Here is a 24837-nt window from a genome sequence, read left to right as displayed (position 1 = left end):
CCTTTCCCGACCCGTTACATGTAACGTAGGCTACGCATGCGACCATGCCAAGGGGCCAGGACGTTGACGGACTGCCTGTCCTCGGTCTCAGCCGAAATCGGCCGCCGCACGGTCGAGCAGCCATGTCAGGGTGCCGGTGCTGGAGATATGGCGCGCGGGCAGGTCCTCGCCCCCGGCGATGCGGGTGAGGGGCTCGCGCTTGCCCGCCCCCGTCACCAGCACGAGAAGCTGACGCGAGGAGGCGAGCGCCGGGAAGGTCAGGGTGACGCGCGGCACGAATGGCGTGAGCCCGGCCTCGGGCACGGCGGCGACCCAGGATTCGCGTTCATCCACGGCGGGCTTGCCCGGAAACAGGGAGGCCGTGTGTCCGTCCTCGCCGAGGCCGAGGAGGACGAGGTCGAAGAGCGGACGGGCGGGGTCGAGGCTATCGGCTCCGTAGAAGCCCTTCAGGGTCTCGGCATAGGCGGAAGCCGCCGATTCCAGCGTCCCGTCGGTGGGAATACCGTGGAGATGGCCATCGGGGATCGGGGCGTCCCCGAACGCCGCGCGGGCCATGTGCATGTTGCTGGCCTCATCGGTCCAGGGCACGAACCGGTCGTCGCCGAAGAACCAGTGCAGCCGGTCCCAGGGGAGGGCACCGACATAGTCGGGTCCGCCCAGCAGGGTGTAGAGCCGCTTCGGCGTGGACCCGCCGGAGAGGCAGATGGCGATGCGCTCCTGCTTGCTCTCGGCGCAGAGGGACACAAGGCGGTCCGCCGCCGCGCGGGCGACGCTCTCGCCATCGGGAAAGATTTCCGCGTTGTTCGGTAGCGGGATCATGCGGAGACGCCTCCTTCTGGTCTGGTCCTCGATCGTCTGCCCGGCAAATTACTTCGGTTCGACGTGGCCGCCGAAGCCCTTGCGCATGGCCGAGAGCAGCTTGTCCGCGTAGGAGGCGTCCTCGCGCGAGCGGAAGCGGGCGTAGAGGGCGGCCGAGAGAACATTGGCCGGCACCGATTCCTCGATGGCCGCGTTCAGCGTCCAGCGCCCCTCGCCGGAATCGGCGACGAAGCCGGAGAAACCGTCCAGGGCTTCGTTGCCCGCCAGCGCCCCGGCGGTCAGGTCGAGGAGCCAGGACGAGACCACGCTACCGCGCCGCCAGACTTCGGCGATGTCACCGATATTGAGGTCGAAGCGCTGGTCCTCGGCCAGATCCTTCGAATTGGCGTGTTTCAGGATGTCGAATCCCTCGGCATAGGCCTGCATCAGCCCGTATTCGATGCCGTTATGGACCATCTTGACGAAATGCCCGGCCCCGCTCGGCCCGGCATGGATGTAGCCCTCCTCGGCGCGGGTATCGCGGCCCTCGCGGCCAGGCGTCTTCGGGATGGTGCCAACACCCGGTGCCAAGGTCTTGAAGATCGGGTCGAGCCTGTCGAGGGCGTCGTTGCTCCCCCCGATCATCATGCAATAGCCGCGTTCCAGGCCCCAGACGCCACCCGACGTGCCGACGTCGACGTAGTGGATGCCCTTCGGCTTCAGGGTCGCCGCCCGCCGAATGTCGTCCTTGTAGAAGGAGTTGCCGCCGTCGATGATGACGTCGTCCGCCTGCATGAGGTCGCCGAGCTTGGCCACCGTGGCCTCGGTGATCGCGCCCGCCGGCAGCATCACCCAGGCCGCGCGCGGCGCCTCGAGTTTGGCGACGAACTCCTCCAGGCTCGCCGCCCCGGTGGCCCCCTCGGCGACCAGGGCCGCCACGGCCTCCGGGTTCTGGTCGAACACCACGGCCGTGTGCCCGTCCCGCAGCAGGCGCCGGACGATGTTGCCGCCCATCCGGCCGAGGCCGATCATGCCGAGTTGCATTGGGGATCTCCTGATTGAGGGGGCCTCGTCAGCCCGAGCACCGATGCGTGGTCCTATCAACCCACCTCATCCTGAGGCGCCGCAGCGCAGCGGAGGCCTCGAAGGAGCCCTCCAGCCGGCACGGTGATCTCTGGAGTCCTCCTTCGAGGCCCGCAGGAGCGGACACCTCAGGATGAGGTAGTAGGTTGGAATGATCCGGCGATTCCGGGTCATCCCGCTGTCCTCACAACACCGCCGCCTTGATCGCCGCCGCGATGCGCTTGAGCCCGGCCTCCACGTCGCCGCCCTTGATGTGGACGCGCAGGGCCCGGCGGCCGCGCTCGGCCAGGACCGCGAAATCGCCCCGCGCCTGAGCCGCCACCACGGTGCCGAAGCCCAGCGCCCGACCGGGGATCGCGAGATCCTCCGACGGGTCGGCGGTGATCTGCAGGAACACTCCGGTATCCGGACCGCCCTTGTAGGCCTGGCCGGTGGAGTGGAGGAAGCGCGGCCCGAATTCGAGGCAGGTCGCGACCTTGCGCTTGTCGCGCAGAGCAATGCGCGCCTCCTGCAGGATGGCGTGGTGCACCTCGTTACGGGCGACGTAAGCCAGCAGCGCGGCGTAGTCGCCGTCCTTGATCCGCGCGAGATGAGCTCTCAGGGCCGCCTCGAACCCTTCCGCCGTCTGCGGCAGCGCCCCGGCATTGGCCGGGTCGGCGTAGAGGGCGATGGTCTCGTCTTCGACGAGCGGCGTCTCGGAGGGCAGCGCGCCGCTCTTCTCGGCCGCATCGAACAGCTTCTTCGTCTCGATCTTGCTCGCTTCCACGTCCGGCTGGTCGAACGGGTTGATGCCGAGCAGGGCGCCGGCGACGGCGGTGGCCATCTCGAAGCGGAAGAATTCCTGCGGCAGTTGCTCCTCGTTCACCATGGTGATGTGGACAACGGGATGGCCCTCGCGCTCCAGGCTGCGCACGGCCTCGTCCTGCTGCGCGTCCGCCCGGTTGTCGAGGCGCAGGTAGACGAAGAAGCGGTCGCGGCCATAGACCGCCGGCACGCCCACCGGCTCGCCGTCGATGGGGATGAGACCCCGGCCGTCCTTGCCGGTGGATTCGGCGATGAGCTGCTCTGCCCAGGCCCCGAACGTGTCGATGCCGGGGGAGGCGATGAACGTCACCTTGTCACGACCGTCATGGAGTGCCGCTGCCGCCATGGCGGTGCCCAGCAGAACGCCGGGATTCTGGGCGGGCGGCACGGCCGGGCCGCAGGAGCGGACCATGGTCCGCGCCGTGTCGAGGAACTGCTTCACGTCGATGCCGGACGCCGCCGCCGGGACCAGCCCGAAGGCCGAGAGCACCGAATAGCGCCCGCCGATCTGCTTCACCCCGTAGAAGATCCGGCGGAAATTGTCGGCCTTGGCCGCCGCCTCCATGGCCGAGCCGGGATCGGTGACGGCCACGAAATGCGCCCCGGCCCGCTCGCCGACCAGCGCCTTCATCCGGCCGAGGAAATAGTCGCGGAACACGTTGGGCTCGAGGGTGGAGCCCGATTTCGAGGCGACGATGAACAGAGTCGTCTCGAGGTTCACCGCGCTTTCCACGGCACGGACCTGATCGGGATCGGTGGAATCGAGGATGCGCAGCGTCGGGAAACCGTCGCGGCTACCGTATGTCTCGGCCAGCACTTCCGGGCCGAGGCTCGACCCGCCCATGCCGAGGACGACCACGTCGGAGAACCCGGTCTGGCGGACGTCCTCGGCGAAGGCCTGGTATTCGGAGACGCGGGCGAGTTCGTCCTCGACGATGCGGAGCCAGCCGAGCCACTGGTCCTCGTCGGCATTCGACCAGACCGTCTTGTCGTGCGCCCAGAGCCGGCGGATCGAGCCCGAGGCGCGCCAGGATTCGACGGCCTTCTTCGCCTCAGCGCCGATGGCATCGCCGAGGATGAGGGTCTGGCCGTCAAGCTTGGCGCCGAGGAAATCGGCGCGCTTGCCCGCCACCGCACCGAGGAGCTTGTCGGCAGCGTCGATGAAGAGCTGGACGCCTTCCTCCACGAGCTGCTTGGCCACCGCCCCGATATCGATGCCGGCCCTGGCCAGACGGGCCATCACGGCCTCGGCGTCACCGACATTCTCCTCGATGGCGGGCTTGACCGTGCCGTGATCGCGGAACGCGTCCATCGTGGCCGGCGGCATGGTGTTGACCGTATCCGGCCCGATCAGCTCCTCGACATAGAGCACGTCGGAATAGGCCTTGTTCTTGGTCCCCGTGGAAGCCCAGAGCAAGCGCTGCGCCTTGGCGCCCTTCTGCGCGAGCGCCTGCCATGTCGGCTCGGCGAAGATGCGCTTGTAGCGCTGGTAGGCGAGCTTGGCGTTGGCGATGGCGACCTTGCCCTTGAGGGCTTCCAGTTCCGCCTTCTCGTCGGGATCGTTGGCCTCCGCGATCTTCGCGTCGAGGGCCTTGTCCACGGCGACGTCGATACGACTGATGAAGAAACTCGCCACGCTGGCGACCTTCGAGACGTCGCCGCCCTTGGCGCCGAACTCTTCGAGGCCGGCGATGAAGGCGCGGGCCACCTCCTCGTAGGCATCCTGGCCGAAGAGCAGGGTGACGTTGATGCTGATCCCGTCGGCGGTGAGGGCGCGGATCGCCGGGATGCCGGCCGGGGTGGCGGGCACCTTCACCATCAGGTTGTCGCGGGCGACCGTCTTGTGCAGGCGGCGGGCCTCGTCGAGCGTATCCTCCGTCGAGAGGGCGAGGTAGGGCGAGACTTCGAGGCTGACATAGCCGTCGGCGCCGTAGCTCGCCTCGTAGACAGGGCGCAGCACGTCGGCCGCTGCCTGGATGTCGGCGATGGCGCAGCCCTCGTAGAGATCGATGACGCGGGCATCGCCCGCATCCATGACCTCCTTCAGCGCCCCGTCATACTCCGTAGAATCGCCGATCGCCTTCTCGAAGATCGACGGATTCGAGGTCACGCCCCGCAGGCCGTCCTCGTCCACCAGCGTCTTGAGGCGTCCATCGGCGATGAAACCGCGGGCGACGAAGTCGAGCCACACGGCCTGGCCCTGTTCCGGGAAGAGAGCCTTGAGCGGGTTCATGCGAAAACTCCTCGTCGTGGTCGTCGTGCCGCTTGGGAACGGGCGGCGTCGTTCAACACTCGTTGTCAGGATGCGCGCCTCTCCTCCCCCTTGTGGGGAGGAGCCGGAGGTGGGGGTGGCTCCGCTGGCCTCCGCGGCCCGCGGGTCACCCAACCACCCCCACCCCTCCCCACAAGGGGGAGGGGGACGTGCGTTCCGTCCTTCAGGGAACCCTCGATCCCTACTTCTTGTGCCGTGCGATCTGGTCGCGGGCGGCCTGCGCCACTTTTTCGGGAGTGAAGCCGAACTTGGCCTGCAGGTCCTTGATCGGCGCCGAGGAGCCGAACGTGTGCATGCCGATGATCGTCCCGGACGAGCCGGAATAGCGGTCCCAGCCGATCACCGAGCCCTGCTCGACGGCGACGCGGGCCAGAACGTCGGGGATCAGGACACTGTTGCGGTAGGCCTCGTCCTGGCGCTCGAACAGCTCCCAGGACGGCATCGAGACCACGCGGGCCTTGATGCCTTCGGCCTTCAGGGCCTCGTAAGCGGAGACGCAGAGTTGCACCTCCGATCCGGTGCCGATGAGGATCACGTCGGGCGTGCCCTCGCTGTCGGCGAGCACGTAGGCACCCTTTGCGGTGCCGGCGGCACTGGCATAGGTCGAGCGGTCCATGGTCGGCAACGGCTGCCGGGAGAGGGCCAGCACGGCCGGCTGCTCCTTCAGGCCCATGATGACCCGATAGGCTTCCGCCACCTCGTTGGCATCCGCCGGGCGGAGCGTGATGAGGCCCGGAATGGCGCGGAGCGTCAGCAGCTGTTCCACCGGCTGGTGGGTCGGCCCGTCCTCGCCGACGCCGATCGAATCATGGGTGAAGACGTGGAAGACCGGCAGTTCCATCAGCGCGGCGAGGCGGATGGGTGGACGCATGTAGTCGGCGAAGACCAGGAAGGTCGCGCCGTAGGCCCTGAGGCCCACGAGCCCCAGACCGTTGACGATCGACCCCATGGCGTGTTCGCGCACGCCGAAATGGATGTTGCGGCCACCCGGCTCGAAGGGCGAGAGGGTACCGGCTCCCTCGAATTCGAGCTTGGTCTTGTTGGAAGGCGCAAGATCCGCCGAGCCGCCGAGCAGGTGGGGCACGTTCTTGGCAATGGCGTTCAGCACCTTGCCGGAGGATTCGCGAGTAGCCATGCCCTTGGCATCCGCCTCGAAGACCGGGATGTCCTTGTCCCAGCCGTCGGGCAGGCGACCTGTGAGGAGGGCGTCGATCTTTTCGGCCAGGGCCGGCTCGGCGGACTTGGCCTCGGCCATGAACCGCTCCCAATCGGCGTAGAGCGTAGCGCCGCGCTCGCCGATCCCGGCCTGGAAATTCTCCCTGACCCCGTCCGGCACCAGGAACTGGGCGTCCTCGGGCCAGCCATAGGCTCGCTTCGCGGCCTTGACCTCGTCCACGCCGAGCGCGTCCGAATGCGCCTTCGAGGTATTCTGCTTGTTCGGGGCGCCATAGCCGATGATCGAGTTGACCACGATCAGGGTCGGACGGTCGCCGGACTGGAGGAAGGTCTCCAGGGCGGAGGCGACGGCGTGGACGTCGTTGGCGTCGGCCACCCGCAACACCTGCCAGCCATAGCTGAGGAAGCGCGTCGCCACCTCTTCGGAGAAGGCGAGTTCGGTGTGCCCCTCGATGGTGATCGTGTTGTTGTCGTAGATCCAGCACAGGTTCGACAGGCGCAGATGCCCGGCGATGGAGGCGGCCTCGGCGGCCACGCCTTCCATCAGGTCGCCGTCCGAGCAGATCGCGTAGACGTTGAAGTCGAACAGCGGCAGGTCTGGCCGGTTCAGGGTCTCGCCGAGGAAGCGGCCGCCCATCGCCATGCCGACGGAATTGGCGACGCCCTGGCCGAGGGGCCCGGTCGTGGTCTCGACGCCGGTGGTGAAGTGGTATTCCGGGTGGCCCGGCGTCTTGCTGTCGAGCTGGCGGAAGTTCTTGATGTCCTCGATGGAGACGGCCGGCTCGTTGCCGCCATCGGTCTGGGCGACCCCGGCGAGGTGCAGCAACCCGTAGAGCAGCATCGAGGCATGACCGGCCGAGAGCACGAAACGATCGCGGTTGGGCCAATGCGGATGCGCCGGGTCGTAGCGCAGGTAGCGGTTCCACAGGGTGTAGGCCACGGGCGCCAGCGCCATCGGCGCGCCGGCATGGCCGGAATTCGCCTTCTGCACCGCGTCGATCGCCAGGGTGCGCAGGGTGTCGATGGAGAGCTTGTCGATCTCGCTCAGGTCGCCCTTCGGCTTGGTCTCGGCTCCGCTCATGGTCTCGTCTTCCTACTCTTTACGGGGCTGCGGCGATCAGCTGTGCTGGGCCGCGGCGCCTTCTAGATTTGCGCCACCCTGGCTGGGAGAACTCGCCTGGCCGGGAGAACTCGCCCGGTTCGGCGATGTGGCCCGGGCGAGGGCGGATTTCTCACTGCGCTCCCGCGCCGGCCCGCTGGCACGACTATAATTCAAAATCGTGTTCACCAACGTGACGTGACTGAACGCCTGGGGGAAATTGCCCACAAGGCGCTTGGCTCCCACGTCGTATTCCTCGGCCACGAGTCCGAGATCGTTGCAGACGCCGATGAGGCGTTCGATCAGCTCCCGCGCCTCGTGGCAGCGGTCGAGGCCGATCAGATTGTCGGCGTACCAGAAGCTGCAGGGCAGGAAAGCCCCCTCGCCGCCGGGCAGACCATCGGTATTGTCATCCTCGGTGTCGTAGCGCAGCACGAATCCGTCGCGCATCAGGTGTTTGCCGATGGCCTCCACCGTGCCGACGACACGAGGATCGTCCTGGGGCAGGAAGCCCATATGGGCGATGAGGAGCAGGCTCGCATCGAGGGTCTTGGCCCCGTAATACTGGACGAAGCTGTTCAGCTCCTTGTCGAACCCCTTCTCGCAGACCTCCTCGTGGATATGGTCGCGGATCGCACGCCAACGATCCACGGGGGCGGGCGGCCCGTCGCCCATCTCGAAGGAGCGGATGGCCCGGTCGAAGGCGACCCAGGCCATGACCTTGGAATGGACGAAGTGGCGGCGCCCGCCGCGCACCTCCCAGATGCCCTCGTCGGGCTCGCTCCAGACCTTCTCCAGATGCTCCAGCAGGGCGAGGCCCACGCGCCAGCCATCGGCATCGCCGAGCAGGCCGCGCTGGCGGGCCTGGTAGAGTGCGTCGAAGATCTCGCCGTAGACGTCGAGCTGGAACTGGTCGACCGCGGCATTGCCGATCCGCACCGGCTTCGACCCCTCGTAGCCGGGAAGCCAGTCGAGCTCGATCTCGGGCAGGAGACGCTCCCCGGCGATGCCGTACAGGATGTGGGCCTGCTCCGGATTGCCGGCCACCGCGCGGATCAGCCAGTCTCGCCAGGCCCGCGCCTCGTCGAGAAAGCCGCCATCCATCAGTGCGATCAGGGTGAAGGTCGAATCCCGCAGCCAGCAGAACCGGTAATCCCAGTTGCGTACGCCGCCGAGCTCCTCGGGCAGGGAGGTGGTGGGCGCGGCCACGATCCCGCCCGTCGGCGTGTAGATCAGCGCCTTCAACGTGAGCAGCGAGCGTTTGAGGATGGCGTCCCACGGCGTGCCGGACGCGCAGCGGCTTGACCAGTCGCGCCAGTAGCGGTCGGTCTGGAACAGCACCTTGCGCGGCTCGATCGGAGGCGGGTCGTCCTCGTGCGAGGGGCCGTAGCTCAGGCAGAACGACAGGCTCTCGCCCTTCGCCACGGTGAAATTCGAGACTGTGGTCTGGCCGACCCCATCGAGGCGCGCGCGGGTGCGGAGAACCACCTTATGGGGGCCGGAAATCGCCCGCAGGTCACCAAGTTCGTTGTGAGACACCCACGGAACCGCGAGCCCGTAATCGAAGCGCACCGCCAGGACCATGCGCATGTCGATCGAGCCGGACAGACCTTCGACGATGCGCACCATGTGCGAGCCATCGTTGGCCGGCATGTAGTCGATCACCCTGGCCTCGCCTGCGGAGGTCACATAGCGCGTCTCGAGGACGAGGCTGCCCTCACGGTAGCAGCGCGAGATCGTGGCGGCGCCGTCCGCCGGGGACAGTTTCCAGAACCCGTGCTCCTCGGTGCCGAGGAGGGAGGCGAAACACGCCGCGGAATCGAAGCGGGGCCAGCAGAGCCAGTCGATGCTGCCGTCGCGCCCGATGAGCGCAGCGGTGCGGCCATCGCCGACCAGCGCGTAATCCTCGATCCGTCCCGCCATGCCCATCCTTGCCGCCGGGCCCCCGCGGCAATGCGGTCCTCGCGCCCGTCTCGTCGACGAAGGCTCACCTAGTCCCCGACAGGGGGAGAATCCAGCGGCAAAGCTCTGAAAGACTGGCCGGACCGGCCCGAAACCGCGCGTGATGCGTGAGCCGGTGCGATCAGGGCCGCAACGGCAGGCGGTCGACGAGCCCGGTCACGACATTGCCGAGGGCCAGGGCCTCGGCGCCCACCGCCGCGCTCTGGGTGCCGACGAAGCTGCCGGCCCGGCTGATCGCGGAGATCGCCGGCGCGAAGGGCAGGGCGAGATGCGGAATGAGTTCCTCGTCCGCCTCGGCCTCGACCCGGAACGGCTCGGGCGAGACGGCGGCCTTCGCGGCGGCGACCGACGGAACCCGGTTGGCGTCGGGCCTCGCCGCTTCGGTCTTCGCCATTTCGGACCGCGCGGAATCGGGCCGGCGTTGAGACGGCTTCACGGCGGCGGTGCGGGATGTCGCGCGGCGCGGCGCGACGCTGGCGGTCGTCGTCACGAGGTCGCGCAGCGGAAACTGATCGCGGAAGGCGAAGGCGGCTGGGACGAAGGCCGTGCCCAGATCGGCGGTCTCGATCGGGCTCACCTGCGCCGTCCGGCTTTCCATCTCGACGATCCGCGTGCTGGCGGACGTCTCGGGAATGGGCGCGGAGGGCGTCTGGCAGAGGAAGGAGGCGGCGGACACGATCGCCGCGACGACGATCGTCGGCAGCAGGGGAAGCGCCATGCCGGTCCCGGCCTCGGCGGCGAGGGCGTTCTCGACAGGCTGCGATATACGGCACTCCACCATCCGAACACCTCACCCGCGCCTCGACACCGCCATTAGCGCTCGCGTTTGCGGCGGAAGCTGGGCCATTTCCTTTCCCGATCGTATCAAAACATACCGGAGACGATGAATCGGTGGCGCTGCTTTTCCGCGCCACCGGTCCTGGGTAGATCCGTGCCGCCGAACGGCCTGTTCGGCGAGGGGCTCATTCGGTATGCGTCTTGCCCTCTCCCGCCGGCAGGCACCGGCCGTACCGCCGCCCATTGGGCCCCGATGACAGACCCATCCCTCACCGTCGCCGTGATCGATCCGAGCCGAGCCCGCGCCGCGATCCTGGAAGAGGGGCTGCGCGCCGCCGGAATCGCGGATGTGGTCATCATCCCCGACACCGCCGACCTGCCGGCGCAGGTGGCCGCCCTCAATCCCGACGTGGTGGTGATCCATCTGGAGAGCCCCAGCCGGGACATCCTCGAACAGATGTCGGGCCTGTCCCGCCATGTGGAGCGGCCGGTGGCGATGTTCGTCGACCGCTCGGACGCGCCGATGATGCAGGCGGCGGTGGATGCCGGGATCTCGGCCTATGTGGTGGACGGACTGCATCCCCAGCGCATCCGGTCGATCCTCGACATCGCCATCCTGCGGTTCCAGGCCTTCGCCCGGCTGCAGCGGGAGCTGGTGGAGGCGCGGGGCGAACTCGCCGACCGGAAGATCGTGGAGCGCGCCAAGGGCATCCTCATGGCCGCCCGCTCCCTCTCCGAGGAGGAGGCCTACAAGCTGATGCGGCGCAAGGCCATGAACGAGAAGAGCAAGATCGCCGACATCGCCCGCGCCATCGTCACCACGGCGGACCTGTTCGGATGAGGCTCGCACTCGGATACGTCCCCCTCGTGGATGCGGCGAGCCTGATCGCGGCGGCGGAGCTCGGCTTCGCCAAGGCCGAGGGGCTCACCCTCGACCTCGTGCGCGAGCCGTCCTGGGCGACCCTGCGCGACAAGCTGGCGGTGGGCCATCTTGATGGCGCGCATATGCTGGCGCCCCTCGCCATCGCCAGCGCGCTCGGGCTGAGCGGGCCGCAGACCCGGCTTTGCGTGCCGATGGCGCTCAACCTCAACGGCAACGCGATCACGGTGTCCCGCCCCCTGTGGGAGGCGATGGAGTCCGCGGACAACGAGGTTGACACCGTGGCCGCCGCTTTCGCGCGCATCGCCACGCGGCGGGAGCGGGAAGGGAGGCCGTTGACACTGGGCACGGTGCATCCGTTCTCCAGCCACACCTACCAGCTTCGGATCTTCGCCGAGCGCGGCGGCCTCGACCTCGACACGCAGACGCGCCTCGTGGTGATCCCGCCACCACAGATCGCCGAGGCGCTGCGGCGCGAACTCATCGACGGGTTCTGCGTCGGCAGCCCCTGGAACAGCGTCGCCGTGGCGGAGGGGTATGGCCGCATCGCGGTCCTCGGCAGCGAACTCCTGCCCGATTGCCCGGAGAAGGTTCTGGCCCTGCCGGAATCGGAGGCGCCGCGCTGCGCCCCCCTGGTGCGGGTCCTCGACCGGGCCGGGCGCTGGTGCGCCGATCCCGGCAACAGCGCCGAACTCGCCTCCCTCCTTTCGCGCGATGGCTACCTGAATGTACCGGCGCCGATTCTCGAACGGGCGCTCACGGGGGACGTGGTCGTCGATTCCGACGGGCGCCGGCGGCGGGACCCGCATTTCGCCCTATTCGGCGAGCGGGCACACCGGCCGGACCCCGCCCATGCGGATTGGTTCATCGGCGAGGCGGAGTTGTCCGGACAGCTTGTCGCCTCCGACGATCTCCGCGCCGCCGCCCGTGCGATCTACCGCCCGGACCTGTTCGATGCCGCTCTGAGCGGCTGATCGGGGCTGGACGCCGCTTTTGGCGGCACGACAAGCCTTTCGATTGTGCAACGCACGCCCCACCGCCGCGCCCGGGCCGTATGCCCCCTCGCGCCGTCCGAACCGCCTTCGGCCTTAGAGCCGTTACAGGCTGAGCGGCGTTTGGCACGGAACCTGCTGTGCCTATCACGCTCGTCAACGGCGACGGGCACGAATGTCGGCAGAGCCGCTGACCCAAGTAACCCGTTGGCGCGCTATCGCGGCTGCCTTCGGTTGCGTTTGGGCGGCGGTTTTTTTTCGTCTTCGGGTCGAATGCTTAAGCTTCGGGGGATCGAGTTTTCCATGACTGACGGGTTTCAGAACAGCCGCCGCAGCCTCTTGAAGGGCGCCGCCGCGACCTTGTCGCTGGCAGCCCTGGCGCGCACTGCGCTGCCCGGCGGCGCCTTCGCGCAGGGGGCCGGACCCGAGGTGAAGGGCGCCAAGCTCGGCTTCATCGCCCTCACCGACGCCGGCCCGCTCTTCGTCGCCAAGGAAAAGGGGTTCTTCGCCAAGCACGGCATGCCCGACGTGGAGGTGCTGAAACAGGCGAGCTGGGGCACCACCCGCGACAACCTCGTGCTCGGCTCGGAGGGCAACGGCATCGACGGCGCGCATATCCTCACGCCGATGCCCTACCTGATCTCGGCCGGCCGGGTGACGCAGAACAACGTCCCCGTGCCGATGCAGATCCTGGCCCGGCTCAACACCAACGGCCAGTGCATCTCGGTGGCCAAGGAGTATCTGGACGCCAAGGTCGCCCTCGATTCCAAGGTGTTCAAGGCGGCGATCGAGAAGAAGAAGGCCGCCGGCAAGTCGGTGAAGGCGGCCATGACCTTCCCCGGCGGAACCCACGACCTCTGGATCCGCTACTGGCTCGCGGCCGGCGGGATCGACCCCGACAAGGACATCGAGACCATCGTCGTGCCGCCGCCCCAGATGGTGGCGAACATGAAGGTCGGCACGATGGATTGCTTCTGCGTCGGCGAGCCGTGGAACGCGCAGCTCGTGCAGCAGGGCCTCGGCTACACCGCGCTGACGACCGGCGAATTGTGGAAGGACCACCCGGAGAAGGCGTTCGCCATGCGCGCCTCCTGGGTCGAGAAGAACCCCATCGCCGCCAAGGCCCTGACCATGGCGGTGCTGGAAGCGCAGATGTGGTGCGACAAGCCCGAGAACCGGGACGAGTTCTCGGCAATCGTCGCCAAGCGCCAGTGGATCAACATCCCCGTCGGCGACGTCGCCGGCCGCATGAAGGGCACCATCGATTACGGCGACGGCCGCGTGGTCGAGAACAGCCCCTACGTCATGAAGTTCTTCGCCGACAACGCCTCCTACCCCTACCAGAGCCACGACCTCTGGTTCCTCACCGAGGACATCCGCTGGGGCAAGTTCGACGCGCAGACCGACACCAAGGCGCTCATCGCCAAGGTGAACCGCGAGGACATCTGGCGCGACGCCGCGAAGGCGCTGGGCGTCACCGCGATCCCGAGCTCCACGTCGCGCGGCAAGGAGACCTTCTTCGACGGCAAGGTCTTCGATCCCGCCGATCCCGCCGCCTACCTGTCCAGCCTCGGCATCAAGAGGATCGCGTGATGGCCAACACCTCCAGCATCGCCGTGACGGGAGCCGCCGCGAAGCCGGCGGCCAAGGCCCCGCGCAAGCCCCTCGTGACCCTGGCGACGTTCCGCCAGATCGCCGTCAACCTGATCCCGCCGGTCGTGGTTCTGATCGCCTTCCTGGTGATCTGGGAGCTGCTGTGCTCGCGGCCCACCGCCGGGCTGCCGCCGCCCTCGCGCGTCGTCACCGAGGCGTGGGACATCATCGCCCACCCGTTCTACGACAATGGCGGCACCGACAAGGGCCTGTTCTGGCACATCTATGCCAGCATCCAGCGCGTTGCCTTCGGCTTTGCCCTCGCGACCGTGGTCGGCATCCTGGTCGGCACCCTGATCGGCCAGTCGGACTGGGCCATGCGCGGCCTCGACCCGATCTTCCAGGTGCTGCGCACGATCCCGCCGCTCGCCTGGCTGCCGCTCTCCCTCGCGGCGTTCCGCGACGGCCAGCCCTCCGCCATCTTCGTGATCTTCATCACCTCGATCTGGCCGATCATCATCAACACGGCGGTGGGCATCCGCAACATCCCGCAGGATTACCGCAACGTGGCGGCAGTGCTGCGCCTCAACCCGCTCGAATTCTTCGTGAAGATCATGCTGCCCTCGGCGGCTCCCTACATCTTCACGGGGCTTCGCATCGGCGTCGGCCTGTCCTGGCTCGCCATCGTGGCGGCCGAGATGCTCATCGGCGGCGTCGGCATCGGCTTCTTCATCTGGGATGCCTGGAACTCGTCGCACATCTCCGAGATCATCGTCGCCCTCGTCTATGTCGGGGTGATCGGGTTCTTCCTCGACCGGTTCGTGGCCTTCATCGGCACCCTCGTCACCCGCGGCGCCACCGCCTGAACGCCTCCGCGCGGCGCGTCGGGGCTTCACCCCGCGCCGTGCCCCGACCGCCTCTCGCAGAGGGACACGAGACCCATGAGCTATCTCAGCATCGAGAATGTCGGCATCAGCTTCACCCGCTCCGGGCGCACCAACGAGGTGCTGCGCGACGTGAGCGTGAAGATCGACAAGGGCGAGTTCGTCTCGCTGATCGGCCATTCCGGCTGCGGCAAGTCGACGGTGCTCAACATCGTCGCCGGGCTGCTCAAGGCCTCCACCGGGGGCGTCCTCCTGGAAGAGAAGGAGGTGAACAGCCCCGGCCCGGACCGCGCCGTGGTGTTCCAGAACCATTCCCTGCTGCCCTGGCTCACCGTGCGCGAGAACGTGGCGCTGGCCGTGGAAAAGGTGCTCAAGGGCAAGAAGTCCAAGGCCGAGCGGTCCGAATGGATCGACCACAACCTCGCCCTCGTGAACATGACCCATGCCGCCGACCGGCGCCCCAACGAGATCTCGGGCGGCATGAAGCAGCGCGTCGGTATCGCCCGCGCGCTCGCCATGGAGCCGAAGGTGCTCCTCCTCGACGAGCCGTTCGGGGCGCTCGACGCGCTCACCCGCGCCCATCTGCAGGACTCGCTGATGGACATCCATGCGCGGCTGAAGAACGCCGTCATCATGATCACCCACGATGTCGACGAGGCGGTGCTGCTCTCGGACCGGATCGTGATGATGACCAACGGCCCCTCGGCCACGGTCGGCGAGATCCTGAAGGTCGATCTCGAGCGTCCCCGCCGCCGCCTCGATCTGGTGGAGGACGCGACCTACACCCATGCCCGCGCCGCCGTGCTCGAGTTCCTCTATGCCCGCCACGCCAAACCCGCCATGGCGGCGTGAGGATCGGACGCAGGTCATGAAGGAGCGTCTGGTGGTGATCGGCAACGGCATGGCGTCGTTGCGCTTTCTGGAGCGGCTGACCGAGCGCGCGCCCGGTCGCTACGACGTCACCGTCGTGGGTGCCGAGCCGCAGGCGGCCTATAACCGCGTGTTGCTCTCGTCGCTGCTGGGCGGCGAGGTGGATGAGGCGGCCTGCGCCTTCCGGGGCCTCGACTGGTACGAGGCGCACGGCATCCGCCTCATCACCGGAGCGCCGGTGACGCAGGTCGACCGGGAAAACGCCCTCGTCATCGTCGGCGAGACCCATGTCCTGCCCTTCGACAAGCTGGTCCTCGCGGTCGGCTCCCTGCCGATCCGGCTGTCGAAGCCCGGCATGGACCTGCCCGGCATCATCACGTTTCGCGATCTCGCCGATGTGGCGGCGATCCGGAAAGCGGCGGTCACCGGCGCCAAGGCCATCGTCATCGGCGGCGGCCTGCTCGGGCTGGAAGCCGCCGTCGGCCTCGCGCGGCTCGGGGTCGACACCACGCTGCTTCACGTCATGGACCGGCTGATGGAGCGCCAGCTCGACCACCACGCCGCCGGCCTGGTGAAGCGCGCCATGGAATCGCGCGGCGTGCGCGTCCTGCTCAAGGCCGATACCGCCCATGTGGAGGGCGACGGGCGGGTCGAGCGCCTCGTCCTGTCGGACGGTACGGTGCTGCCGGCCGATCTCGTGGTGATGTCGGTGGGGGTACGCCCCAATGCCGTCCTCGCCCAGGGCGCCGGGCTTGAAGTCGGGCGCGGCATCAAGGTCGACGACCGGATGACGAGCTCCGATCCGCGCATCTTCGCGCTCGGCGAATGCGCCGAGCATCGCGGCATGGTCTATGGCCTCGTGGAACCCGCCTACGACCAGGCCGAAGTGCTGAGCCGCCACCTCGTCGGCGAGGAGGCCGCCTATCTCGGCACCTCGCTGGCCACCAGCCTCAAGGTCTCGGGCCTGCCGGTCTTCTCGGCCGGCGAGATCGAAGCACCCGAACATGCCGAGACGGTGGTGATGTCGGACCCTGGCCTCGGCCTCTATCGCAAGCTGATCATCGGCGACGGCAAGCTCCTCGGCGCCGTCTTCGTCGGCGACATCGCCGAACAGGGCTGGTGCAAGACGCTGATCCGCACCGGCGAACCGATCGCCGATCACCGTGACGACCTGATGTTCGGGCGCGTCCACGCCCCCGATTCCCAATCCCTGGCAGCATGATGGAGGCTTCCATGGCCGACGACTTCAACGCCGAGCAGAAGCGCTACCTCGAAGGCTTCGCCTCGGGCATCGCCGCCGCCCGCCTCACCGGCGGCCTCGCCCTCGGGCAGGGTGCCGCCGCGCCCTCCGAGCCCACCGGCCCGGACGCCATCCACATCAAGGCCCAGGACGCCACGGTGAAGGCCGGCGGCAAGCTCTGCGACCAGGAGAAGTGGAAGCGGGCCGAGAACCCGTTCGACGGGCACAACCGCCTCATCGCCGAGGCCGCCACCGGTAAGGCCCCGAAGCCGGAGGACAATTTCCGCTGGCGCTATCACGGCCTGTTCTGGCTCGCCCCGGCCAGCGGCGACTTCATGTGCCGCCTGCGCATCCCCAACGGCATCCTGCAGCACTGGCAGTTCGCCGGTATCGCGGATCTCGCCGATGCCCATGGCGGCGGCTACAGCCACGTCACCACCCGCGCCAACCTCCAGGTCCGCGAGATCACGGCGGAGCACGGCCAGCCCTTCCTCGACGGGCTGATCGATCTCGGCCTCACGGCGCGCGGCTCGGGCGCCGACAACATCCGCAACGTGACCGGCTCACCCGTGGCCGGCATCGACGCCCAGGAACTCCTCGACACGCGGCCCCTGGCCAAGTCCTGGCACAACTGGATCATCAACGACCGTTCGCTCTACGGCCTGCCGCGCAAGTTCAACGTCGCCTTCGATGGCGGCGGCGTGATGCCGGTGCTGGAGGAGACCAACGATATCGGCTTCCAGGCGGTGAAGGTCCTCGATGGCGCGGCCGTGGAGCCAGGAATCTGGATGCGCCTCGTGCTCGGCGGCATTTCGGGCCACCGCGATCTCGCCCGCGACACCGGCGTGGTGCTGAAGCCCGAGGCCTGCAACAAGGTCGCCGACGCGATCCTGCGGGTCTTCATCAAGAACGGCGACCGGACCAACCGCAACAAGAGCCGGATGAAATACGTCCTCGATGCCTGGGGCTTCGACAAGTACCTCGCCGCCGTGGAAGACGAGCTCGGCTACAAGCTCGACCGGGTCGACCCGGCCCATCTCGCCCCGCGCGGACCCATGGACCGCTTCTCCCATGTGGGCGTCCACAAACAGGTCCAGCCGGGCCTGAACTGGATCGGGGTGATCCTGCCTGTCGGCAAGATGACCTCCGACCAGATGCGCGAACTGGCAAAGATCTCGTCGGAATGCGGCGATGGCGCCATCCGCATGACGGTGTGGCAGAACTTCCTGTTCTCCGGCGTGCCCGATGCCAAGGTGGCCGAGGTCCAGGCCCGCGTGGCAGCGCTCGGCCTCACCACGGAAGCCTCCAGCATCCGCGCCGGCCTCGTGGCCTGCACCGGCAACAAGGGCTGCAAGTTCGCCGCCTCGGACACGAAGGGCCACGCGCTCGTCATCGCCGATTACATGGAGGCCCACCTGCCGGAACTCGACGTGCCCGTGAACGTCCACGTTACCGGCTGCCACCATAGCTGCGCCCAGCATTACATCGGCGATATCGGCCTCATCGGCGCGAAGGTCGTCGTCTCGGAGGAGGGCGACACCGTCGAGGGCTACGACATCGTCGTCGGCGGCGGCTTCGGCGACAGCCCGAAGATCGGCACCGAGATCTGGAAGGCGGTGAAGGCGGAGGATTGCCCCTCGCGGATCGAGGCGCTGCTGCGCAGCTATCTCGGCCGCCGCGAGAGCCGGGAGGAGAGCTTCCAGGCCTTCACCGCGCGCACCGGCCCCGAGACCCTCCGCAACCTCGCCGAAGATCAACCCGTCCTGAAGGCCGCAGCATGAGCGAGCACGTCATCCCCCCGCTCGTTCTCATCCCCGAGAACGCCCCGTTCAACCCGGATCAGCGTTCCTGGCTGTCGGGCTATTTCGCCGCCCTGCTCGGCCCCGCCGTGGAGGGCGCGACGGCCCTCGCGCCCGGCGATACGGGCAGCGGCCCGAAGCTCGCCGACAATGACGACGCGCCCTGGCACGATCCGTCGATGCCGCTGCCCGACCGGATGGAGCTCGCCAAGGAGCGTCCCGAGCCCCAGAAGCTCATGGCCGCCATGGCCCAGCAGGATTGCGGGCAGTGCGGCTACAATTGCGCCGACTACGCCAACGCTCTGTTCCTGAAGAAGGAAGAGCGTCTGAACCTGTGCCAGCCGGGGGGCAAGGACACCCTCCGCATGCTCAAGAAGCTGGATGAGGAATTCGGCGCGGGCGGCGGCGCGAAGGCGGCCGAAGCGGGGGAGGGCGAGGCCAAGGCGGAGGCGCCCCTCGGACCGCTCGGCTATTGCCGCGAGAACCCGGTGGAAGCCGTGTTCCTGTCCCGCACCCGCCTCAACGAGCCGGGCGGCGAGAAGGAGACCTGGCATGTCGAGATCGATCTCACGGGCACGCCCATCGAGTACGTGGTCGGCGATTCCCTCGGCCTGTTCCCCTCGAACCCGCCGGCCCTGGTGGATGCGGTGATCGCCGAACTCGGCACCCGGCCGGAACGGATCATCGGCGGCCAGACCCTACGGAACCGGCTGATCAGGGATTACTCCCTGGGCGCCGCGCCGGACGGGCTCTACCAGCTCCTCTCCCTCCTCACCTCGGGGGAGGCCCGCAAGAAGGCGCGGGCGCTCTCGGCGGGCGAGGACCCGGACGGCGACGCCGCCTATCTCGACGTGCTCGGCGCGCTCCACAAGTTCCCCGGCGCCCGGCCCGACGCGGAGGTCTTCCTGGAAGCCCTCGACGAGCTGCAGCCGCGACTCTACTCGATCTCCTCCTCGCCCAAGGCCGATCCGGGCCGGGTCTCGCTGACCGTCGACGCGGTGCGCTACAACCACCGCTCGCGGCTGCGTCTGGGCGTCGCCTCGACCCATCTCGGCGAACGCATCGCCGAGAAGACCACGGTCAAGGTCTACCTGCAGAAGGCGCACGGCTTCGCCCTGCCGGAGGACCTGTCGAAGGACGTGATCATGTGCGGGCCGGGCACCGGCATCGCGCCGTTCCGCGCCTTCCTGCGCGAGCGCGCCGCGACCCAGGCGCCGGGACGCAACTGGCTGTTCTACGGCCACCAGCGCCAGGCCAGCGACTTCTTCTACAAGGACGAACTGAACGCGCTGAAGGACGGCAAGGTGCTCACCCGCCTGTCCCTCGCCTGGTCGCGGGACGGGACCGAGAAGACCTATGTGCAGGACCGCATGCGCGAGAACGGCGCGGACCTGTGGAAATGGCTCGAAGGCGGCGCCCATTTCTACGTCTGCGGCGATGCCAAGCGCATGGCCAAGGATGTGGAGCGGGCGATCATCGACGTCGCCGGAACCCATGGCGGCAAGAATCCCGACGAGGCCGTGGCCTACCTCGCCCATCTGAAGAAGACCGGGCGGTATCAGGCCGACGTGTACTGAAAACGGGAATAGCCTTCGCCTCATCGGGCAAGGCTCTCTGGGGAGGCCTCTCGCAGATGCCTGTCCGCTCGTGCGGAGGCCTCTGGCATCGGCCCGTCATCCCGGGGCCGCGCAGCGGAACCCGGGATCCAGAACCACAGGCGGTGCAAAGTCCGGCACCGCCGGTGCGTCTGGCTTCCGGGCTCGCCTTCGGCGCCCCGGAATGACGGTGCGCCTCATCGTCAATTGTTCCGCCCTGCGGGGAAGGGTTCGGCCTCGCGATCCGGCCCGACTCTTGCTGCCCTTCGAACCCTGGAATTCGCCGAGGATTTCGCCATGAACGCGCACGTCCAGGCACCCGCCGCCGCCGTGAAGACCACCTGCCCGTATTGCGGCGTCGGCTGTGGCGTGATCGCCACACCGGACGGGCAGGGCGGCGCGGGGATTGCCGGCGATACCGAGCACCCGGCCAATTTCGGCCGCCTCTGCTCCAAGGGCTCCGCCCTCGGCGAGACCCTGTCCCTCGACAACCGCCTGCTGCATCCCGTCGTCGACGGCGTGCGGTCGAGCTGGGAATCGGCACTCGGCACCGTGGCCGGCGGGCTACGGAAGGTCGCCGAGCAGTACGGCCCGGATTCGATCGCGTTCTACCTGTCCGGCCAGCTCCTCACCGAGGATTACTACGTCGCCAACAAGCTCGCGAAGGGCTTCCTCGGCACGCCCCATGTGGACACCAACTCGCGCCTCTGCATGTCGAGCGCGGTGGCGGCCCACCGCCGTGCCTTCGGTTCGGACACGGTGCCGGGCTGCTACGAGGATCTCGACGAGGCCGACCTCATTGTGCTGGTCGGCTCCAACACCGCCTGGTGCCATCCGATCCTGTTCCGCCGCATGGTCGATGCCCGCGCCAAGCGCGGCACCAAGCTCGTCGTGATCGACCCGCGCCGGACCCAGACGGGGGAGGAGGCGGACCTCTTCCTCGGCCTGAAGCCGGGCACCGACACCGCCCTGTTCTCAGGCCTCCTCGTGCATCTCGCGAGCGCGGGCGCCTTCGATTACCGCTTCGTTCTCGACCACACGACCGGCCTCGACGGGGCCCTGGAGCGCGCCCGTTCGATCGCCCCGGACATCGCCGCCACGGCCGCCGCAACCGGGCTGTCGGAGGCGGATGTCGGCGCCTTCTTCGCGCTGTTCACCCGCACGAAGCGCGTCGTCACCGCCTTCTCGCAAGGGGTGAACCAGTCGGCGCAGGGGACCGACAAGGGCAACGCCATCATCAACTGCCATCTGGCCACCGGCCGCATCGGCAAGGCCGGCGCGGGGCCGTTCTCCCTCACCGGCCAGCCCAACGCCATGGGCGGGCGCGAGGTCGGCGGCCTCGCCAACATGCTGGCCGCCCACATGCATTTCGCGCCCGAGGAGGTGGACCGGGTCCGCCGCTTCTGGTCGGCGCCCAACATCATCACCGGCGAAGGCATGAAGGCCGTCGCCCTGTTCGAGGCGGTGGAACGCGGCAAGATCAAGGCCCTCTGGGTGATGGGCACCAACCCCGTCGTGTCGATGCCCCGTGCCGACGCGATCCGCGAGGCGATCAAGGGCCTCGACCTCTACGTCGTGTCCGAGGCCGTCGCCGACAGCGACACCGCCATGGCGACAGGCCGCAAGACCGTTCTGCTGCCGGCCCAGGCCTGGGGCGAGAAGGACGGCACCGTCACCAATTCCGAGCGGCGCATCTCGCGCCAGCGCAGCTTCCTCAAGGCCCCTGGCGAGGCACGGGCGGATTGGGCGATCATCAGCGACGTCGCCAAGCGCCTCGGCCACGGCGAGGCCTTCGCGTATCCGAACGCCGCCGCGATCTTCCGCGAGCACGCGTCGCTCTCGGCCTTCGAGAACAACGGCACCCGCGACTTCGACATCGGCGCGGTGAGCGATATCTCGGACGCGACCTATGCCGGCGCGAAGCCGCTGCAATGGCCGCTGACGAAGCGCGGGGCCAAGGACGGCAAGCCGCGCCTCTTCGCCGACGGGCAGTTCTTCACCTTCGACAAGCGCGCCCGCTTCGTCGCCGTGCAGCCCCCGGCCCTGGCGCAGGCCGTGAGCCCGGACTTCCCCTTCGTGCTCAATACCGGACGCGTGCGCGATCATTGGCACACGATGACGCGCACGGGGAAGAGCCAGCGCCTCTCGGCCCATCGCGACGTGCCTTTCGTGGAGATCCACCCCGACGACGCAACCGCGATGGGCGTGGTCCATGGCGGCCTCGCCACGGTCTCCACCGCGCATGGCGCGGCGGTGCTCGAGGTGATGGTGGGGGAGGGTATGCGCCGGGGCGACCTCTTCGCGGCTTTCCACTGGAGCGGGGCCACCGCGTCGGAGGGACGCGTCGGCGCCCTCGCACGCGGCATCCCCGATCCGGTCTCCGGGCAGCCCGAGCTGAAGGCGACGCCGTCCGCCATCGCGCCGGCCGTCTATCGCAGCCGCGGCTTTTTGCTGACCCGCGAGCAGCGGTCGCTTCCGGCCGGTTGGTGGTGGGCGCGTGCCACGATCCAGGGTGGATCCGGGCTGCACTTCGCCACCCAGGAGAGCTCGCGCGAGGTCGCGCTGATGCTGAGGGGAATGTTCCAGGGCCTCGAGATCGCCGAATATGCCGACCATGCCCGTGGCCGCTACCGCTTCGCCGCCTATGACGGGGAGCGTCTCGTCGCATGCTTGGCCCTGACGCCCGGCGACGCGAAGCCCGGCTGGGAATCGGAGAAGGCCTATTTCGCCGCCTCCGACCTCGAACCCTCCGCTCGACGCGCCCTGCTCTCAGGCCGGGCCGAGACGGCGTCGGCCGGGCCGACCGTCTGCGCCTGTCACGGGGTCGGCCTCGACGTCATCACCGCCACCATCGCGGCCGGCGCTCACAGCGTCGAGGCGGTGGGTGCCGCGTGCAAGGCCGGCACGAATTGCGGCTCATGCATCCCAGAGATCCGCAAGCTGCTGCCGCAGGCGCTTGCGCGCGACGCCGCATAAGCTCATTTTCACGCCATGAGCACGCCCCGCCAGCCCCGGGAAACCCGACCCGCCGGAATCGCCGCCCGTGAGGGCGCCGGACATGCCGGCCTCGAACCGCTGGCGGTCCTGCCGGTCTTCGTGCCGCTGCAGGGCAAGCGCGCAGTGCTGGCCGGGTCCAATGGCGGCGCGCCGTGGAAGGTGAAGCTGCTCGCCGCCGCCGGGGCCGATGTCGACGTCTACGCACCCGAACCCAGCGACGAGCTGCGCGCGGTGCCGGGCGAGATCGTCGCCGGCAGCGTCACCCTGCACGAGCGCCAGTGGCAGCCCTCCGACCTCCAGGGCGCCGCCTTCTGCATCGGCGCCATGGAGGACGAGGCCGATTGCATCGCCTTCGTGGCCGCCGCGCGGGCGACCGGCGCCATCGTCAACGCCGTCGACCGGCCGCATCTCTGCGACGTGAAGTTCGGCGCCATCGTCAACCGTTCGCCGATGGTGGTGGGCATCTCGACGGAGGGCGCGGCTCCCGTCTTCGGGCAGACGGTGCGCGCCCGGATCGAGGGCATGCTCCCGCGCGGGTTCAAGGCCTGGATCGGCGCCGCCCGCGACTGGCGCGAGGAGGTCACCTCCCGCTTCCACGCCTTCTCCGACCGCCGCGCCTTCTGGGAGCGGTTCACGGATCGCGCCTTCGCCGAGCCGGACCGGGCTCCCACCGAGGCGGATCTCGCCGAGCTTCTCGGCCAGACGGAGGTGGCCCCCAAGGGGGGGGCGGTGACGCTCGTCGGCTCGGGACCGGGCGATGCCGAACTCCTGACGCTGAAGGCCTTGCGGGCGCTCCGCAACGCCGACGTGATCCTCTACGACGATCTCGTGGCGCCCGAGATCCTCGATTATGCCCGCCGCGAGGCGCGCACCATGCTGGTCGGCAAGACCGGGCACGGCCCCTCCTGCCGCCAGGACGACATCAACGCGCTGATGGTGCAGCTCGCCAAATCCGGCAAGCAGGTGGTGCGCCTGAAATCCGGCGATCCCCTGGTCTTCGGCCGGGCCGGCGAGGAAATCGACGCCTGCCATCAGGCGGGAATCCCCGTGAGCGTGGTGCCGGGCATCTCGGCGGCACAGGGGGCGGCCGCCTCGCTGGGCGTCTCATTGACCAACCGCGACTCGGCGCGACGCCTGCAATTCGTCACCGGCCACGACCGGCGCGGTGCCCTGCCGTCCGACCTGAACTGGGGGGCGCTCGCCGATCCGAGCGTCACCACCGTGGTCTATATGCCGAAGAAGACCCTGCGCGAGCTGCTCGACCGCGCCGTCGCCGAGGGTCTGGCACCGGCCACCCCCGCGCTCCTCGTCTTCAACGCCACGCGGCCCAACCAAGCCGTCGTATCGGGCACAGCCGCCGATCTGGCGGACCGTGTGGAGGCATCGGGCTTCGACGGGCCGGCCTTGCTGATGGTGGGCGAGGCATTGCGGCGACAGGGGGCCGCCCTGGTGGACGAGACCGGGGAACGAGATCAGATCGCCGTGTGACAGGGTTCGTCACACCGGAGGCGTCCGCTTTCGCGGCACCGACAAGCCATAGAATGCGAGGCCCGACACGAGGGGCCCCAACAGGAAGAGCAGGTTTTCCGCCGACCCCATGGCGGCGGCGAGCCGTTGGAAAAATCCCTGCGGCCTGGAGGCGGATTCCGTCATCACGACGAGGACGAGACAGGCGAACAGCCATACCGCGACCGGCGAGCCGAGGCTCCATGGCAGGAGATGCCGCTCGATCGAGGGACGGAAGGCCGCCCCGGCGAAAATCGCGATGAGGATCAACGGACCGGCAAAGAGAAGTCCGGCCACCATCAGGGCCATCGTCCTGCCGAAGCCCCTCGACAGGGCTCGGGCCATCGTCTCCGTCGCGGCCCCTTCCGGCAAAGCCGGCCAGAGCAGCATCTGAATGACCAGAACCGATCCGACGAGGCCGATGATGCCCGCCAAGGCGACGCGCAGGGTGATCGGCCAGGAGGCGGATGACATGATCGTGTTCCTTTCGTCGGTCGAGGCGGCGAGGAG

17 protein-coding genes are annotated in these 24837 nt (G+C 68.6%); 10 read left to right on the top strand and 7 right to left on the bottom strand.

The features are described 5' to 3' along the window. Positions 1–87 precede the first annotated feature (87 nt). The 6 genes from pgl to ASF26_RS04820 all read right to left on the bottom strand — a co-directional run bounded on the left by pgl (position 88) and on the right by ASF26_RS04820 (position 9975). Positions 88–819 (bottom strand): 6-phosphogluconolactonase, encoded by a 732-nt coding sequence (gene pgl / locus ASF26_RS04845; protein WP_056250327.1) that lies wholly within the window; start codon positions 817–819, stop codon positions 88–90. A gap of 48 nt (positions 820–867) precedes the next feature. Next, positions 868–1842 carry a phosphogluconate dehydrogenase (NAD(+)-dependent, decarboxylating) gene (gene gnd, locus ASF26_RS04840; protein ID WP_056250325.1) on the bottom strand — a complete coding sequence of 325 codons (975 nt, stop codon included), beginning with the start codon at positions 1840–1842 and terminating at the stop codon, positions 868–870. A 223-nt stretch (positions 1843–2065) separates the two neighbouring features. Next, on the bottom strand, positions 2066–4918 hold the full coding sequence (locus tag ASF26_RS04835; RefSeq protein WP_056250323.1) for a bifunctional transaldolase/phosoglucose isomerase: 2853 nt from the start codon (positions 4916–4918) through the stop codon (positions 2066–2068). A 220-nt stretch (positions 4919–5138) separates the two neighbouring features. Continuing rightward, complete coding sequence (gene tkt / locus ASF26_RS04830; RefSeq protein ID WP_056250321.1) at positions 5139–7214, bottom strand: transketolase; 2076 nt, start codon at positions 7212–7214, stop codon at positions 5139–5141. A 36-nt stretch (positions 7215–7250) separates the two neighbouring features. Then, positions 7251–9155, bottom strand: coding sequence for a glycoside hydrolase family 15 protein (locus tag ASF26_RS04825; RefSeq protein ID WP_082477514.1), 1905 nt, complete (start codon positions 9153–9155; stop codon positions 7251–7253). 160 nt (positions 9156–9315) lie between these two features. Further along, positions 9316–9975 carry a hypothetical protein gene (locus ASF26_RS04820; protein ID WP_056250318.1) on the bottom strand — a complete coding sequence of 220 codons (660 nt, stop codon included), beginning with the start codon at positions 9973–9975 and terminating at the stop codon, positions 9316–9318. A gap of 249 nt (positions 9976–10224) precedes the next feature. Here ASF26_RS04820 and ASF26_RS04815 point away from each other — a divergent pair, with 249 nt between their 5' ends. The 10 genes from ASF26_RS04815 to cysG all read left to right on the top strand — a co-directional run bounded on the left by ASF26_RS04815 (position 10225) and on the right by cysG (position 24309). Beyond that, entirely contained in the window at positions 10225–10812 is a 588-nt protein-coding gene (locus ASF26_RS04815; protein ID WP_056250316.1) for an ANTAR domain-containing protein, read from the top strand. Then, a complete protein-coding gene (locus ASF26_RS04810; protein WP_056250314.1) occupies positions 10809–11825 on the top strand; it encodes a CmpA/NrtA family ABC transporter substrate-binding protein in 1017 nt (338 codons plus the stop codon). The genes ASF26_RS04815 and ASF26_RS04810 overlap by 4 nt, the downstream gene beginning before the upstream one ends. Positions 11826–12146: 321 nt before the next feature. Next, positions 12147–13436: a CmpA/NrtA family ABC transporter substrate-binding protein gene (locus ASF26_RS04805; protein WP_056250312.1), complete on the top strand. Its 1290-nt coding sequence runs from the start codon at positions 12147–12149 to the stop codon at positions 13434–13436. Next, on the top strand, positions 13436–14302 hold the full coding sequence (gene ntrB / locus ASF26_RS04800; protein ID WP_056250311.1) for a nitrate ABC transporter permease: 867 nt from the start codon (positions 13436–13438) through the stop codon (positions 14300–14302). Before ASF26_RS04805 ends, ntrB begins: the two co-directional genes overlap by 1 nt. Positions 14303–14377: 75 nt before the next feature. Then, positions 14378–15172, top strand: coding sequence for an ABC transporter ATP-binding protein (locus ASF26_RS04795; RefSeq protein WP_056250305.1), 795 nt, complete (start codon positions 14378–14380; stop codon positions 15170–15172). Between the two features lie 16 nt (positions 15173–15188). After that, a complete protein-coding gene (locus ASF26_RS04790; protein ID WP_056250303.1) occupies positions 15189–16412 on the top strand; it encodes an FAD-dependent oxidoreductase in 1224 nt (407 codons plus the stop codon). 11 nt (positions 16413–16423) lie between these two features. Next, positions 16424–18211 (top strand): NirA family protein, encoded by a 1788-nt coding sequence (locus tag ASF26_RS04785; protein WP_056250520.1) that lies wholly within the window; start codon positions 16424–16426, stop codon positions 18209–18211. Beyond that, positions 18208–19806, top strand: coding sequence for a sulfite reductase subunit alpha (locus ASF26_RS04780; protein WP_056250302.1), 1599 nt, complete (start codon positions 18208–18210; stop codon positions 19804–19806). The genes ASF26_RS04785 and ASF26_RS04780 overlap by 4 nt, the downstream gene beginning before the upstream one ends. Positions 19807–20121: 315 nt before the next feature. Next, on the top strand, positions 20122–22800 hold the full coding sequence (locus ASF26_RS04775; RefSeq protein WP_056250300.1) for a nitrate reductase: 2679 nt from the start codon (positions 20122–20124) through the stop codon (positions 22798–22800). 15 nt (positions 22801–22815) lie between these two features. Continuing rightward, positions 22816–24309, top strand: coding sequence for a siroheme synthase CysG (cysG, locus tag ASF26_RS04770; protein ID WP_056250298.1), 1494 nt, complete (start codon positions 22816–22818; stop codon positions 24307–24309). A 9-nt stretch (positions 24310–24318) separates the two neighbouring features. Here the strand turns inward: cysG and ASF26_RS04765 are convergent, their stop codons facing one another. Next, positions 24319–24801 (bottom strand): hypothetical protein, encoded by a 483-nt coding sequence (locus ASF26_RS04765; protein WP_056250297.1) that lies wholly within the window; start codon positions 24799–24801, stop codon positions 24319–24321. Between the last annotated feature and the right edge of the window lie 36 nt (positions 24802–24837).

This window comes from Methylobacterium sp. Leaf93, assembly GCF_001422345.1.
Taxonomy (GTDB): Bacteria; Pseudomonadota; Alphaproteobacteria; order Rhizobiales; family Beijerinckiaceae; genus Methylobacterium; species Methylobacterium bullatum.
Note: the sequence above shows the minus strand (reverse complement) of the source record. Positions and strands in the feature narration are given on the sequence as shown.

Bases quoted from the DNA above. Each gene is read 5' to 3' on its own strand.
- ASF26_RS04780 (WP_056250302.1), top strand. From the start codon at position 18,208: ATGAGCGAGCACGTCATCCCCCCGCTCGTTCTCATCCCCGAGAACGCC.
- cysG (WP_056250298.1), top strand. From the start codon at position 22,816: ATGAGCACGCCCCGCCAGCCCCGGGAAACCCGACCCGCCGGAATCGCC.
- ASF26_RS04815 (WP_056250316.1), top strand. From the start codon at position 10,225: ATGACAGACCCATCCCTCACCGTCGCCGTGATCGATCCGAGCCGAGCC.
- tkt (WP_056250321.1), bottom strand. From the start codon at position 7,214: ATGAGCGGAGCCGAGACCAAGCCGAAGGGCGACCTGAGCGAGATCGAC.
- ntrB (WP_056250311.1), top strand. From the start codon at position 13,436: ATGGCCAACACCTCCAGCATCGCCGTGACGGGAGCCGCCGCGAAGCCG.
- ASF26_RS04785 (WP_056250520.1), top strand. From the start codon at position 16,424: ATGGCCGACGACTTCAACGCCGAGCAGAAGCGCTACCTCGAAGGCTTC.
- gnd (WP_056250325.1), bottom strand. From the start codon at position 1,842: ATGCAACTCGGCATGATCGGCCTCGGCCGGATGGGCGGCAACATCGTC.
- ASF26_RS04835 (WP_056250323.1), bottom strand. From the start codon at position 4,918: ATGAACCCGCTCAAGGCTCTCTTCCCGGAACAGGGCCAGGCCGTGTGG.
- ASF26_RS04810 (WP_056250314.1), top strand. From the start codon at position 10,809: ATGAGGCTCGCACTCGGATACGTCCCCCTCGTGGATGCGGCGAGCCTG.
- ASF26_RS04825 (WP_082477514.1), bottom strand. From the start codon at position 9,155: ATGGCGGGACGGATCGAGGATTACGCGCTGGTCGGCGATGGCCGCACC.
- ASF26_RS04795 (WP_056250305.1), top strand. From the start codon at position 14,378: ATGAGCTATCTCAGCATCGAGAATGTCGGCATCAGCTTCACCCGCTCC.
- ASF26_RS04820 (WP_056250318.1), bottom strand. From the start codon at position 9,975: ATGGTGGAGTGCCGTATATCGCAGCCTGTCGAGAACGCCCTCGCCGCC.
- pgl (WP_056250327.1), bottom strand. From the start codon at position 819: ATGATCCCGCTACCGAACAACGCGGAAATCTTTCCCGATGGCGAGAGC.
- ASF26_RS04775 (WP_056250300.1), top strand. From the start codon at position 20,122: ATGAACGCGCACGTCCAGGCACCCGCCGCCGCCGTGAAGACCACCTGC.
- ASF26_RS04805 (WP_056250312.1), top strand. From the start codon at position 12,147: ATGACTGACGGGTTTCAGAACAGCCGCCGCAGCCTCTTGAAGGGCGCC.
- ASF26_RS04765 (WP_056250297.1), bottom strand. From the start codon at position 24,801: ATGTCATCCGCCTCCTGGCCGATCACCCTGCGCGTCGCCTTGGCGGGC.
- ASF26_RS04790 (WP_056250303.1), top strand. From the start codon at position 15,189: ATGAAGGAGCGTCTGGTGGTGATCGGCAACGGCATGGCGTCGTTGCGC.